Origin of the sequence: Micromonospora sp. NPDC000442 (assembly GCF_042898635.1) — a bacterium.
Classification (GTDB): Bacteria; Actinomycetota; Actinomycetes; order Mycobacteriales; family Micromonosporaceae; genus Micromonospora.
Genome location: NZ_JBIAYZ010000003.1, coordinates 251,291 through 264,540, shown reverse-complemented (window position 1 = coordinate 264,540; position 13,250 = coordinate 251,291). Strand labels below are relative to the sequence as shown.

Sequence of the window (13,250 nt, the reverse complement as noted above, 5' to 3'; positions counted from 1 at the left end):
GACACAAGCCTATCGCCGCGCCCGTAGTGACCCCCACCACCGGCCGCCCCGAGCGGTTGTTGCCCTACCACAAGCACTGTGTCAAGGTGTCTGCGTGGATCAAGGGGGCGCACCTCCCATCTTCTCCGCCAACGCGGAGACCGATGGTGACCACCTCAGCGTGGTGGTCACCGGCGAGGTCGACATGGCCACCGCCGACACCATGCTCGAGACGGTGATGCGGGAACCGGCCGGCCGGGTGACGCTCGACCTGCGGGCGGTCACCTTCTTCGACTCGGCGGCCATCCACGCGGTGGTCCGGCTCGCCGGCCACTACCCGGACGTGTTGACGGTGCTGCCGTCCCGACAGGTCAATCGGGTGCTGGAGATCGCCGGTCTGGGCGGTCAGCCCTGGCTGCGTCCGGCCTGATCCGGGCCCACCACCGCGCCGATCCGCCGCCGGCCTGAGCCGCCCGGCTACCCGGTCAGCTCCCGACGCAGGGTGAGCCGTGTCCCCTGCGGGGTGTGCTCGACCGAGAGATCCCCGAGTGCCCGGATCAGCGACAGCCCGCGACCCCGGAAACCCGACCCGGTCGACTCCCGCCACCGCCCGCTGTCCGACACCGTCGCCACCACCGTGCGGTCCTCGACCCGCACCTCGATCTCGACCACCGGCTCCACCGGGGCGACCGGGTGCTCGATGGCGTTCGCCGCCGCCTCCGAAACCGCCACGGTCAGGTCGAACAGGTCCGTCTCGCCCACCCGGTGTGCGACGAGGAAGTCCTCCAGCCGCTTGCGCAGCACACTGAGCCGGGTCGGGTCGGCGGGCAGCCGCAGCGCGAACCGGTTGAGTTCGACCGCCTCCAGGGCCAGGACCGCGACGTCGTCCCGTCGGGGCCGGTCGGCGACCCGCGCCACCACCGCGTCGATCAGGTCGGCCACGTGCTCACCGGAGCGGGCCGCGTCGGCGCGCAGCAGGGCCAGTGATTCGTCGATGCCGACCTGCCGGTCCTCGATCAGGCCGTCGGTGTAGAGCAACAGCCGGTCACCGGCCCCCAGCTTGCCCGAGACGGTCTCGTACTCGGTGCCCGCGATGGCACCTACCGGCGGCCCGAGCGCCCGGCCGTGCAGGAACGCCACGTCGTCGCCCCGGATCAGCAGGGGCGACGGGTGCCCGGCGCTGGCGTAGCGCAGCCGACCCGTCCGAGGGCTGAACCACAGACAGAAGACCGTCGCGAACGAGCGTGACTCGGTGGACCCCACCAGCCGGTTCAGCCGGGTCAACGACTCACCGGGGTCGAAACCCTCCAGCACGTACGCGCGCAGCGCGTTGCGTAGCTGACCCATGGCGGCTGCCGCCGGCACGCCCTTGCCGACCACGTCACCGATGATCAGCACGAGTTCGTCGTCGTCCCGGGCCACCACGTCGTACCAGTCGCCGCCCACCTCGACGTCCGCGCTGCCCGGCAGGTAGCGGCTGGCCACCACCGCGCCGGGCAACTGCGGCAGGGTGCGGGGCAGCAGGCTGTGCTGGAGAGTGGTGGCGATGCGGTGCTCGGCCTCGTAGAGCTGGGCATTCTCCATGCGGACCCCGACCAGGCGGGCGAGCTGGGTCAACGCCGCCTCGTCGGCGTCGGCGCTCTCGGCGGCTGGATGCCACACCCGAAGCTCACCGAGCGGCTGGTCGGCCACCCCGGTCAACGGCAGGACGAAGGACGGCTCGACGCTGCTGGCCCCACCGGCGTCGGCCTCGTAACGCGCGCCGCCGGCGGAGACCACGACCCGGACGGCCTCGGCGAGGCTCAACGCATGGCGGGCGGCGACCTGGAGCACGTCGGCGGTGGATCGGGCGGTGTTGACCGCGACCGCCGCGTCCGCGAGGGCACGCAGCCGGCGGATGATCTGGTTACGCAGCTGACCGAGGGCCATGTTGGCCCGGACGCGGGCGATCAACTCCTGCCCGGAGAAGGGTTTGGTGAGGTAGTCGTCGGCGCCCACCGACAACCCGGCCACCTCCTCGGCGGAGCCGGCGCGGGCGGAGAGCAGCACGATCGGCATGTACCGGGTACGCGGGTCCGCGCGCAACGCGGCGACCAGACCGAAGCCGTCCAGGCGCGGCATCATCACGTCGGTGAGCACCAGGTCGAAAGCCTCCTCGGTGGCGAGCCGCAACGCCTCCACCCCGTCGGCGGCGGTACTCACCTCCCAGATGGGCACGAGCAACCGGGTGACATGCTCGCGCAGATCGCGATTGTCGTCGACGATCAGCACGCGGCCGGCGGGCGTGGCGGTGAGGGGCCGAGGCACCCGCTTCGCCGAGGCGTCGGTGTCCGGCACGGTCGAGGCGACGGCCGGCACCCGGCGGGACGCGGCCGCGGCCGGACCGGCGGCCCACTGCACGGTCTCGGCGACGAAGAGTGGGGCCTGCCGCGGCTCGCGCTCGGCGTGGTCGGCGTCGGCCACCCGCTCGGCCGGCAGGTGCCCGACACCGAACGGGATGGTGACCACGAAGCTGCTGCCGACGTCGATCTCGCTCGTGGCACTGACCCGGCCGCCGTGCATCTCGACCAGTTCGCGCACCAGGGCCAGGCCGATCCCGGTGCCCTCGTGGCTGCGGGAGCGCACCCCCGGCACCCGGTGGAACCGCTCGAACACGTGCGGCAGTTCCCCCGCGTCGATGCCCACCCCTGTGTCGGAGACCTCCAGCTGGGCGGCGCCGTCGACCGTACGGACCCGGATGCTGATCTCTCCCTCGAAGGTGAACTTGAGGGCGTTGGAGACCAGATTGAGGACGATCTTCTCCCACATGTCCGGGTCGACGAAGACCGGCTCCGCCAACGGCGGACAGTCCACCACCAACCGCAGCCCGGTGCGCTCGGTGGCGGAGCGGAACGTGCTGGCCACCCGGGAGGTGTAGTCGGCCAGGTCGGTGGGCTCGTAGTGCGCCACCAGCCGCCCGGACTCCAGCCGCGAGAAGTCGAGCACCGTGTTGACCAGCTTCAGCAACCGCAACGCGTTGCGGTGCATCACGGTCAGCCGCTGCGTATGGTCCTCGCTGAGCCCCGGCTCGGCGAGCAGGTCCTCCAACGGTCCCAGCACCAGGGTCAGTGGCGTACGGAACTCGTGGCTCACGTTGGCGAAGAAGTTGGTCTTGGCCAGGTCCAGGGCGGCCAGTTCGGCGGCCCGGGACCGCTCCTGCTCGTACGCCCGCTGTTTGCCGACCGCCCGGGAGATCTGCGCGGCGACCAGCTCGAAGAAGGTGCGGTAGTCGTCGGTGAGCGGCAGCCGCCGGGCCGCTCCCAGCACCAGCACCCCGGCCGGGTCGTTTGTCGCGCTGATCGGCAGCACCACCGCCTCGTCGGCGGCATCGGGCGGGACCTGGCCGAGCAGATCGGCGGCGGCCACCACCTCGCCGACGCCCGCCGCGGTCATCTCCTCCAGCCCGGCGGGCGGATCGGCCGCGACGGTCACGGCACCACTGACCCCGGCCAGGCGCAGGTGTCCGTCGTTGTCCCGCAGGTAGAGCAGCCCGAACGGGACGTCGGCCCGGTACCGGTCGAGCACCGCCGCCGCGACCTGGCCGAGTCCCTCGGTGCCGACCGGATCGGCCAGCTCCGAGCCGAGTTCGGCCAACGCGCGCAGCCGGCGTTCGCTGAGCACCCGCCCGGTGGTCTCGCTACAGATGCAGAGCACCCCGCTGATCGCACCGTCCACGTCGCGGATCGGATCGTACGAGACGTCGAAGTAGACGTCCTCCACGAAGCCGTGCCGATCAAGCAGAAAGTGACGATCCCTGGCCTGGTAGGCCTCGCCGCCGCGCAGCACGTCGGTCAGCAGCGGCCCCAGCACGTCCCACGTCTCCGCCCAGTGTTCCCGGGCGGGCTCGCCCAGCACCGCGGGATGCTTGTCGCCGATGGTGGGCCGGTACGCGTCGTTGTAGAAGGCGCGCAGATCCTCGCCCCAGAACATGGCGATCTGCGCCTTGGAGGCGAGCATCGTGCTGAGGGCGTTGCCCAACGAGGTCGGCCAACGCTCTGGTGGACCGAGCGGGTTGGCCGACCAGTCCCGGTCGCGCAACAGTGTGCCCATTTCACCGCCACCCGCGAATGCCGCCGCGAGCAGCGGAGACGTTCCACTTTCCGCTGCGGACGGCTGACCACCGTCCACGCCCCCCTGGGCCGAGTTCATGCAGCCTCCCCGGCCGTGTCCGCACCGCTCCCGATCATCAATTGCCCTGACCGGCCTTCTACCCAGACGGATCCGCCACGTAACGCATACGACGGTTCGGACGCTGTTCAGCTCCAGGTGAGCGCCGGTGGCGACGCAGGCGACCGGGCTCACTCACGGTCGGTGTAAGCGAGATCACAGGGGGGTGACGTACGCGCCGGTGATTCCCCCGTCGACCACGAACTGCGCGGCGGTCATGAACGAGGCGTCGTCGCTGGCCAGGAAGGCCACCGCGGCGGCGATCTCGGCCGGTTCACCGAATCGGCCCATCGGCACGTGCACCAGCCGGCGGGCGGCCCGCTCCGGATCGGCCGCGAACAACTCACGCAGCAGCGGCGTGGCCACCGGCCCCGGACACAGGGCGTTGACCCGGATGCCCTCCCGGGCGAACTGCACGCCCAGTTCCCGGGTCAGCGCCAGCACCCCGCCCTTGCTCGCGGTGTACGCGATCTGGGACGTCGCCGCGCCCATCAGCGCCACGAAGGAGGCGGTGTTGATGATCGAGCCCCGGCCCTGCCGGCGCATGTGCGGGATGACGTGCTTGCAACACAGGTAGACGCTCGTCGTGTTGACCCGCAGCACCCGTTCCCAGGCGTCCAGCCCGGTCTCCAGAATGGAGTCGTCGTCCGGCGGGGAGATGCCGGCGTTGTTGAACGCGACGTCCACCCGCCCGTACCGCTCGACCACCCCGTCGAAGAGGTCGCGTACCGCCGTCTCGTCGGCCACGTCGGCCGCGACGAAGCTCCCGCCCACCTCGTCGGCGGCCCGCTGGCCGGCCTCGGTGTCGACGTCGACGCAGACCACCCGGGCGCCCTCGGCGGCGAACCGCCGCACGGTGGCCAGCCCGATACCGCTGGCCGCCCCGGTCACCACGGCCACCCGATCCTGCAACCGTCCCGGCATGCTCACTCCTCGGTGCTGACGAAGACGTTCTTGACGTCGGTGAACGCATGCAGGGCGTCCGGCCCCAGTTCCCGCCCCAGACCGGAGCGCTTCATCCCGCCGAACGGCGTCCAGTACCGCACCGAGGAGTGGGAGTTGACGCTCAGGTTGCCGGCCTCCACGGCCCTGGCCACCCGCAGTGCCCGGCCCACGTCGCGGGTCCAGATCGAGCCGGAGAGACCGTACTCGGTGTCGTTGGCCAGCCGGACGGCCTCGGCCTCGTCGTCGAACGGGAGCACCGAGACGACCGGACCGAAGACCTCCTCCCGCCAGTGGCGGTCGCCGGGAGAGTCGGCGAGCAGCACGGTCGGTGCGTACCAGTAGCCGGGGCCGTCGGGCCGCGAGCCGGTGAACGCCACCCGCGAACCGTCGACGTACCCGGCGACCCGATCCCGCTGCCCGGCCGAGATCAGTGGTCCCATCTCGGTGCTCTCGTCGGCCGGGTCGCCCACCCGGAAGGCGCGCACCGCCGGTTCGAGCAGTTCGAGGAAGCGGTCGTACACCCCGCGTTGCACCAGCAGCCGGGACCGGGCGCAGCAGTCCTGGCCGGCGTTGTCGAAGACGGCGTACGGCGCAGTGGCGGCGGCCCGCTCCAGGTCGGCGTCGGCGAAGATCAGGTTCGCCGACTTGCCGCCCAGCTCCAGGGTCAACCGCTTCACCTGGCTCGCGCAGCCGGCCATGATCCGGGTGCCGACCGCAGTGGAGCCGGTGAAGCAGATCTTGCGTACGGCCGGGTGGGTGACGAACCGTTCACCGACCACCTCGCCCCGCCCGGGCAGCACGGTGAACACACCCTCGGGCAGACCCGCCTGTTCCGCCAGCTCGGCCAGCCGCATCGCGGTCAACGGAGTCAGCTCGGCGGGCTTGAGCACCACCGTGTTGCCGGCGGCGAGCGCGGGAGCGAAGCCCCAGGCGGCGATGGGCATGGGGAAGTTCCACGGCACGATCACCCCGACCACGCCGAGCGGTTCGTGGAAGGTGACGTCCAGCCCGCCCGGCACCGGAATCTGTTGCCCGGTGAGCCGTTCCGGCGCCCCCGCGTAGTAGTCCAGCACGTCCCGGACGTTGCCCGCCTCCCAGCGCGCATTGCCGATGGTGTGCCCCGCGTTGGCCACCTCCAGCCGCGCCAACTCCTCCAGGTGCTCGTCCACCACCGCCGCGAACCGCCGCAACAACCGCCCCCGGTCCCCCGCGCTGACCCCCCGCCACCCCTGAAACGCCCGCCCCGCCCTCTCCACGGCTGCATCCACATCGTCAACCGAGCTGTCCCCCACCCCCCGCAACACCGCGCCCGTAGCCGGATCCCGTACCTCACCCACCCACCCTCACCCCACCCACTCCTCGCCGATCTTGCACTTTCTGTCGGGACAAACTCGACATACAACCGCAAATCGGCGACCAAAAGTGCAAGATCGCGGAGAAGGTGGGGTGGTGGGGGTCAGAGGCGTTCGAAGCCACGGGTGAGTTCCCAGTCGGTGACGGCGGCGTCGAAGGCGGCCAGCTCGACGCGGGCCATGTTGGCGTAGTGGGCTACCACCTCGGCGCCGAAGGCTTCGCGGGCGACGTCCGACGCTGTCCAGAGGGTGAGGGCGTCGCGGAGGGTGCCGGGGACACGTTCGGCGCTCGGGTCGTCGTACGCGTTGCCGGTGCACTCCTCGGCCAGCTCCGACCCGTTCTCGATGCCGTGCACGGCACCCGCCACCAGGGCCGCGATCGCCAGGTACGGGTTGACGTCGGCACCGGGCACCCGGTTCTCCACCCGCATCCCCTGGCCGTGCCCCACCAACCGCAGCGCGCAGGTGCGGTTGTCGGTGCCCCACCGCAGCGCGGTCGGCGCGAACGAGCCCGGCTGGTAACGCTTGTAGGAGTTGATGTTCGGCGCAAAGAGCAGGCTCAACTCCCGCATGGTGGCGAGCAACCCGGCGAGCACCCGCTGCCCGGTTGGGCTCAGGTGCGCCAGCCCGTCACCAAGCATCGCCGAGCCACCGGAGGCGTCCCGCAGCGAGAAGTGGATGTGGCAGGAGTTGCCCTCCCGCTCGTTCGGCTTGGCCATGAAGGTGATCGACATGCCCTCCTGGGCGGCGATCTCCTTCGCCCCGTTCTTGTAGATGACGTGGTGGTCGGCGCAGGCAACCGCCTCGTCGTAGCGGAAGGCGATCTCGTGCTGGCCGAGGTTGCACTCCCCCTTCGCGCTCTCCGGCACCAGTCCCGCACCGGCCATCTCGGTACGGATCCGGCGCAGCAGCGGCTCCACCCGGGCGGTACCGAGCAGCGAATAGTCCACGTTGTACTGGTTGGCCGGGGTCAGCTCCCGGTACCCGCGCCGCCACGCCTGCTCGTACGAGTCGCGGAACAGCACGAACTCCAACTCGGTGCCGGCGTACGCGGTCAGCCCGTGCGCGGCCAGCCGGTCCAACTGCCGGCGCAGTATCTGTCGCGGTGAGGCGATCACCGGACCGGCGCCGTCGAGCCATTCCAAATCGGCCAGGAGCAGTGCGCTGCCGGGCTGCCACGGCACCCGGCGCAGGGTGCCGAAGTCCGGCTTCATCGCGAAGTCGCCGTAGCCGCGTTCCCAGCTCGACATCGCGTACCCGTCGACCGTGTTCATGTCCACGTCGACCGCGAGCAGGTAGTTGCATCCCTCGCTGCCGTGCGCGACGACCTGGTCGAGGAAGTACGGGGCGTGGAAGCGTTTGCCCTGCAATCGGCCCTGCATGTCGACCAGGGCCAGCACCACCGTGTCGATCTCACCCTCGGCGACGGCGACCCGCAACTGTTCCAGCGTGAGCGGCGGCTTTCTCATCCGCGAGCCTCCATCACCAAGGTCTACCGGCCGAGCCGATCACCGTCAATAAGACGCTCCGCCCGTACCCGCATCCGCTCCCCCGGCAAACCGTCCGAGCCTGGCCGACGAACTCAGCCGGCCACCCGCAATTGCGTTGCCGGCGGGGCCGGAGTAGCCCATCCTTGGGCGTGTGACCAGGCCCGATCGCGACGGGCCGACCACCGGGCCCTCGGAACGGCCCGGCCACCACGGCGGCGCGGGAAAGTGTCACCTCTCTCTCGGGTACGGCGTCGCGCCCTACCCTGACTCCGTCCCGCGCCGCTTCGGTCAGCACCTGCCCAGACCAGTCAGGCCATCACCAGGCCGGCCACCCACAGGGCACCGATCACCAGCCCGGACAGAAACTCCACAAGCATCGACAGGCCCGCCGCGGCGACCGCCCGTTTCGTCGCCGGCCAGGCGAGTCGGGTGTCGCCGAGTCGGAGCCGCTCCACCGCGAAGATCCCGCCGACGAAGCCGATGACCAGCCCGACCACCGGAATGACGAAGAAGCCGACCAGGCCGAGCACCGCGCCGGCCAGCAGCGAGCTGGTGGGCACCCCGGCCCGCTTGAGGTTACGGCCGGGCCAGGCGTACTTGACGACGGTGCCCCCCACAGCGACAAGCGTGGCGGCGGCGAGCACCAGCCACCGCCCGGCTCCGGCGCCGCCGAACAGGCTCCACACCAGTACGCCGCCCCAGCACAACGGCAGCGCCGGCAGACCGGGCACCACCACCCCGGCCAACCCGGCGAGGATGGCCAGCGCGGCGACGACCGACACCACCGTTCCGGTCTCCGTCAGCCCCACGTCGACTCCCAGTTGTTCGTTCCGGCCCTGGTCCAATCGCCACACTGGTACCCGGGATCGTCACAGCACGATCATCACGGTTCGTCGCCACGCAACCGAGCCACCACCGTCTCCGCCGGACCCGGCGGGCCGAACAGCCGGCCCTGTGCGGTGTCGCAACGCAATGCCCGTAGCCGCTCCGCCTGCGCCTCGGTCTCCACCGCCTCCGCGGTGACCCACAGCTCCAACGCGTGGGCCAGCCGCACCAGCGCATCGACGATGCGTTCGTCGCGGTGGTCGGCATCGGCCGGCGCGGTGCCCCGGATTCCCTCGACGAACGGGCCGGCCAGCTTCAGGCAGGTGATCGGCAGCCGGCGAAGGTACGCCAGATTCGAGTACCCGGTGCCGAAGTCGTCCACGGCCAGTCGTACGCCCAGCGCGGCGAGCCGGTGCAGCGTCCGCAGCGGCTCCCCCGCGGACCCCATCACCGCGCTCTCGGTCAGCTCCAGTTGCAGCAGTTCCGCCGGCAGTCCACTGCTGGCCAGCGCATCGGCCACGGTGTCCACGATCGCCGGGCGGTCGGCCTGGCGGGCAGCCAGGTTGACGCTCACCACCAGCCTGGTGTCGGGAAAGTCAGTGTGCCACCGCTGGGCGTCGCGGCACGCCTGCCGCAGCACCCACTCACCGAGACGGACGATCAGGCCGGTCTCCTCGGCGAGCCCGATGAACCGATCGGGACCGATCAGGCCCAGTTGCGGATGCTGCCAGCGGACGAGCGCCTCGACGGCCAGCATGCGCCCGTCGAGCAGGGACACGATCGGCTGGTAGTGCAGCACGAACTCGCCCCGGTCCAGGGCCACCGGCAGCCCGGCGGCCAGCGCCGATCGGGCGCTGTCCCGGGCGCTGCGCTCAGGGTCGTAGACCGCCCACCGGTCACGGCCCTCCGCCTTCGCCCAGTAGAGCGTGGCGTCGGCGGCCTTCATCAGTTCCACGACGCTGGTGCCGGCGACCGCCGAGTCGACGATGCCGATGCTCGCCGAGACCGCGAGCTGCTGGTCGCCGACGCACATCGGCGCGGCGACGGCGGCCAGAGCCGCCTCGGCCACGGCGATCACGTCCTCCACGGCGGCTACCCCGTCGACCAGGATGACGAACTCGTCGCCGCCCATCCGGGCCACCAGATAGCCCTGTTCGGCCACGCAGTCGGCCAGCCGTCGGGCGATCATCACGAGCAGCCGGTCGCCGAAGGCGTGCCCGAAACTGTCGTTTATCGCCTTGAACCCGTCCAGGTCGAGGAAGCAGACACCGACCCGGCCCGGCGCGTCGGGCTGCTCCACCAGGCCGGCCAGCGTGTCGAAGAACAGCGTCCGGTTCGGCAGGCCGGTGAGCGGGTCGTGCAGCGCCTGGAAGCGCAACCGCTGCTGGAGTTCGTACCGTTCGGTGATGTCCTCGACCACGGCCACGGTGAACCGGGGCCGGCCGTCGTCATGGCGGATCAGCGAGACGGCCAGATCCGTCCAGACGGCGCTGCCGTCCTTGCGGTAGTAGCGCTTCTGCACCCGGGCCGCTTCGTGCTTACCCTCGATCAGTTCCTGGTACAGCTCCCACATGCCGGCGGCGTCGTCGGCGTGGAACAGGGACGCCACGTTTGTCTGTCGCAGTTCCTCGACCGGGTAGCCGAGCATGTCGGCGAAGGCGTGGTTGACGTCGATGATCGTCCCGTCGACTCCGGCGATGCCGATGCCGACGGCCGCGCCGTCGAAAACCGCCCGGAAGCGGGCCTCGCTGTTGCGCAACGCCTGCTCGGCGTCGTCCCGCGCCTGCCACATCGCGCGGGCGATCCCCTCCTGCTGGACGAAGGTCCGCTCCCGCAACGCGCGGGCGAAGCCGGCCGCGAGGGCGCCCTGCACCGCCGCGATCCGCTCGTCGAGCCCCGGCCGCCCGGCCGCGGCGGCGAGCACGTCGGTCCGGAACCGCTCGCCGAGCGTACGCACCGACCACTCGATCACCCCCGGCTCGGTGAGGTGCGCGTCGACAAGTGACCGCCCGATCTCCTGCGCCGCCGAGGCCGGCGGCTCGGCGGAGAGCAGCACCTCCGCCAGCCGGACGGTGTGCCCGAGCAGCAGCCGCTCGGTCTCGGCCGCGCTCAGCGGCACAAAGCCGAGCCGGCGTACGGCCCGCGCCCAGTCGGTTGCGTACCGCTGGGCGCCGGCCGGATCGACGGTGTTCCCGCCGGAGGCACCCACGGCGGCCATCAGATCAGCCGGCGGGCCGGTCGTTCCGGGCGACACCACCGAAGGCACCGAAACGCTGCCCGTCGGCGGTGACCTCGGACGGCGAGTCGGGTCGCCACAACTCCATGTGCACCACCCCGGGCTCCAGAATGGTCCAATCGCCGAAGAACCCGGTGATATCGGCTCGCGAGCGGAGGGTGATCTCCGTGGCGGTGCGTGCCGACAACCGTTGCGCGTCCAGCATCTCCTGCGGCTGGTCCTCGAAGGTCGAGTGTGAGATGACCAGGTGGCTGCCGGGGGCGGCGGCCGCGCGCAGGGTGGCCAGGACGTCACCGGGGCGGTCGGTGTCCGGGACGAAGTGCACCACCCCGGCGAGCAGGATGCCCAACGGCCGGTCGAAGTCGAGCAAGCCCAGCTTGCCGGCCTCGGCCAGGATCCGTTCCGGGTCGCGCAGGTCGGCGTGGATGACGCCGGTCGCCTCGTTGCCGGCGAGCAGTTCCCGGCTGTGTGCCACCGCGACCGGGTCGATGTCGACGTAGATCACCCGGGCCTTCGGGTTCGCGGACTGGGCGACCTCGTGCACATTGCCAACCGTGGGGATGCCGGAGCCGATGTCCAGGAACTGGTCTGTGCCAGCGTCGAGCAGGGCGCGCACGGCCCGGCGGAGGAATTCCCGCCCGGCTCGCATGGTCGCCGCCAGGTTCGGCGTCATGGTCGCGATCTGCTCGGCCAGTTGCCGGTCGATGTCGAAGTTGTGGGCACCGCCGAGGAAGTAGTCGTACACCCGCGCCGCGCTGGGCCGGGATAGGTCGATCTCGGCGGGAAGTCCGTCCGGCTGCTGCACTGGTTGCACCTCACGTCGTCGCCGTGGATCGTGATGCTGACCACTCTAGGCGGGTCCGCGGCGCGGGGGGAGATCCACAACCGCCTTTTCCTGATCTACCGCCGGTGCCGGCGGCTCAGGCGGCCTCAAGCAGCAGCGCGATGCCCTGCCCCACCCCGATGCACATGGTGGCCAACGCCCGCCGCCCGCCCCGGCGGCGCAGTTCCAACGCGGCGGTGAGCGCGAGCCGGGCACCACTGGCACCGAGCGGGTGGCCCAGCGCGATGGCACCCCCGTTGGGGTTGACGTGCTCCGCGTCCTCGGGCAGGCCGAGTTCGCGCAGCACGGCGACGGACTGAGCGGCGAAGGCCTCGTTCAGCTCGATCACGTCGATGTCGGTAAGCGCCAACCCCTGCCGGTTCAGCAGCCGCCGGGTCGCCGGAACCGGCCCGATGCCCATGACCCGGGGCGGCACGCCGGCCGCCGCCGTGCCGGTGACCCGCGCCAGCGGAGTGAGACCGTACGCGGCGACGGCCGCCTCCGAGGCGACAAGCAGGGCCACCGCGCCGTCGTTGACGCCGGAGGAGTTGCCGGCGGTCACCGTGCCACCGTCGCGGAACGGGGTGGGCAGCGCGGCCAGTTTCTCCAGCGAGGTCTGGCGGGGGTGCTCGTCGACCTCGACCAGCCGGGTCTCCCGCCGGCCCGCCGGCACGGTCACCGGCACGATCTCCTCGGCCAGCCGCCCGTCGGCCTGAGCCTTGGCGGCCCGCAACTGGGAGCGGTACGCGAACTCGTCCTGCGCCGCCCGATCGACGCCGTACTCCGCGGCCACGTTCTCCGCCGTCTCGGGCATCGAATCGATGCCCCAGCCACGCTCCATCAACGGGTTCACCAGCCGCCAACCGATAGTGGTGTCGTACACCTCGGCGGATCGGGAGAACGCGGTGGTCGCCTTCGGCATGACGAACGGCGCCCGGCTCATGCTCTCCACGCCACCCGCGACGACCAGGTCCGCCTCGCCGGCGACGATCGACCGGGCGGCGGTGGCCAGCGCGTCCAGCCCGGAGCCGCAGAGCCGGTTGACCGTGCTGCCGGGCACCTGCTCGGGCAGCCCGGCGAGCAGCGCCGCCATCCGGGCCACGTTGCGGTTGTCCTCGCCGGCCTGGTTGGCGCAACCGAGCACCACGTCGTCGGTACGCGCCCAGTCCACCGAGGGGTGCCTCGCGACCAGCTCGCGGATCACGTGGGCGGCCAGATCGTCGGGGCGTACGCCGGCCAGCGCACCGGCGTACCGGCCGATCGGGGTGCGGACACCGGCCACCAGGTATGCCACGGTCATTGCGAGTCCTTCGGGGGGATGGGAAGGGCGGAGGGGTGCGTCCACCGGGTCCACGGGGACTCACCGACGGCCAGGATATCCCCGGTGGGTGCCG

9 protein-coding genes are annotated in these 13,250 nt (G+C 71.4%); 1 reads left to right on the top strand and 8 read right to left on the bottom strand.

Annotation, left to right across the window (positions count from 1 at the left end; all coding sequences use genetic code 11):
- Positions 1-94: 94 nt before the first annotated feature.
- Positions 95-409 carry an STAS domain-containing protein gene (locus ACFY2A_RS06155; protein ID WP_387169116.1) on the top strand — a complete coding sequence of 105 codons (315 nt, stop codon included), beginning with the start codon at positions 95-97 and terminating at the stop codon, positions 407-409.
- 47 nt (positions 410-456) lie between these two features.
- Here ACFY2A_RS06155 and ACFY2A_RS06150 read toward each other — a convergent pair whose 3' ends face one another.
- From ACFY2A_RS06150 to pcaF, 8 genes are all read right to left on the bottom strand, one after another.
- Positions 457-4,167 carry a SpoIIE family protein phosphatase gene (locus tag ACFY2A_RS06150; protein WP_387169113.1) on the bottom strand — a complete coding sequence of 1,237 codons (3,711 nt, stop codon included), beginning with the start codon at positions 4,165-4,167 and terminating at the stop codon, positions 457-459.
- A gap of 174 nt (positions 4,168-4,341) precedes the next feature.
- Positions 4,342-5,109, bottom strand: a complete 768-nt coding sequence (locus ACFY2A_RS06145; protein WP_363917093.1) for a 3-oxoacyl-ACP reductase — start codon at positions 5,107-5,109, stop codon at positions 4,342-4,344.
- 2 nt (positions 5,110-5,111) lie between these two features.
- On the bottom strand, positions 5,112-6,467 hold the full coding sequence (locus tag ACFY2A_RS06140; RefSeq protein WP_387169108.1) for an aldehyde dehydrogenase family protein: 1,356 nt from the start codon (positions 6,465-6,467) through the stop codon (positions 5,112-5,114).
- A 119-nt stretch (positions 6,468-6,586) separates the two neighbouring features.
- Entirely contained in the window at positions 6,587-7,951 is a 1,365-nt protein-coding gene (locus tag ACFY2A_RS06135; RefSeq protein ID WP_387169105.1) for a glutamine synthetase family protein, read from the bottom strand.
- 329 nt (positions 7,952-8,280) lie between these two features.
- Positions 8,281-8,781: a DUF456 domain-containing protein gene (locus ACFY2A_RS06130; RefSeq protein WP_387169102.1), complete on the bottom strand. Its 501-nt coding sequence runs from the start codon at positions 8,779-8,781 to the stop codon at positions 8,281-8,283.
- A 74-nt stretch (positions 8,782-8,855) separates the two neighbouring features.
- Positions 8,856-11,015 carry a putative bifunctional diguanylate cyclase/phosphodiesterase gene (locus tag ACFY2A_RS06125; RefSeq protein ID WP_387169100.1) on the bottom strand — a complete coding sequence of 720 codons (2,160 nt, stop codon included), beginning with the start codon at positions 11,013-11,015 and terminating at the stop codon, positions 8,856-8,858.
- 4 nt (positions 11,016-11,019) lie between these two features.
- Positions 11,020-11,838, bottom strand: a complete 819-nt coding sequence (locus tag ACFY2A_RS06120) for an SAM-dependent methyltransferase (protein ID WP_387169098.1) — start codon at positions 11,836-11,838, stop codon at positions 11,020-11,022.
- Between the two features lie 115 nt (positions 11,839-11,953).
- Positions 11,954-13,156, bottom strand: a complete 1,203-nt coding sequence (gene pcaF, locus ACFY2A_RS06115; protein WP_387169095.1) for a 3-oxoadipyl-CoA thiolase — start codon at positions 13,154-13,156, stop codon at positions 11,954-11,956.
- Between the last annotated feature and the right edge of the window lie 94 nt (positions 13,157-13,250).

Coding starts and splice junctions, on each gene's coding strand:
- ACFY2A_RS06150 (WP_387169113.1), bottom strand. CDS start 4,167: ATGAACTCGGCCCAGGGGGGCGTGGACGGTGGTCAGCCGTCCGCAGCG.
- ACFY2A_RS06145 (WP_363917093.1), bottom strand. CDS start 5,109: ATGCCGGGACGGTTGCAGGATCGGGTGGCCGTGGTGACCGGGGCGGCC.
- ACFY2A_RS06135 (WP_387169105.1), bottom strand. CDS start 7,951: ATGAGAAAGCCGCCGCTCACGCTGGAACAGTTGCGGGTCGCCGTCGCC.
- ACFY2A_RS06125 (WP_387169100.1), bottom strand. CDS start 11,015: ATGGCCGCCGTGGGTGCCTCCGGCGGGAACACCGTCGATCCGGCCGGC.
- pcaF (WP_387169095.1), bottom strand. CDS start 13,156: ATGACCGTGGCATACCTGGTGGCCGGTGTCCGCACCCCGATCGGCCGG.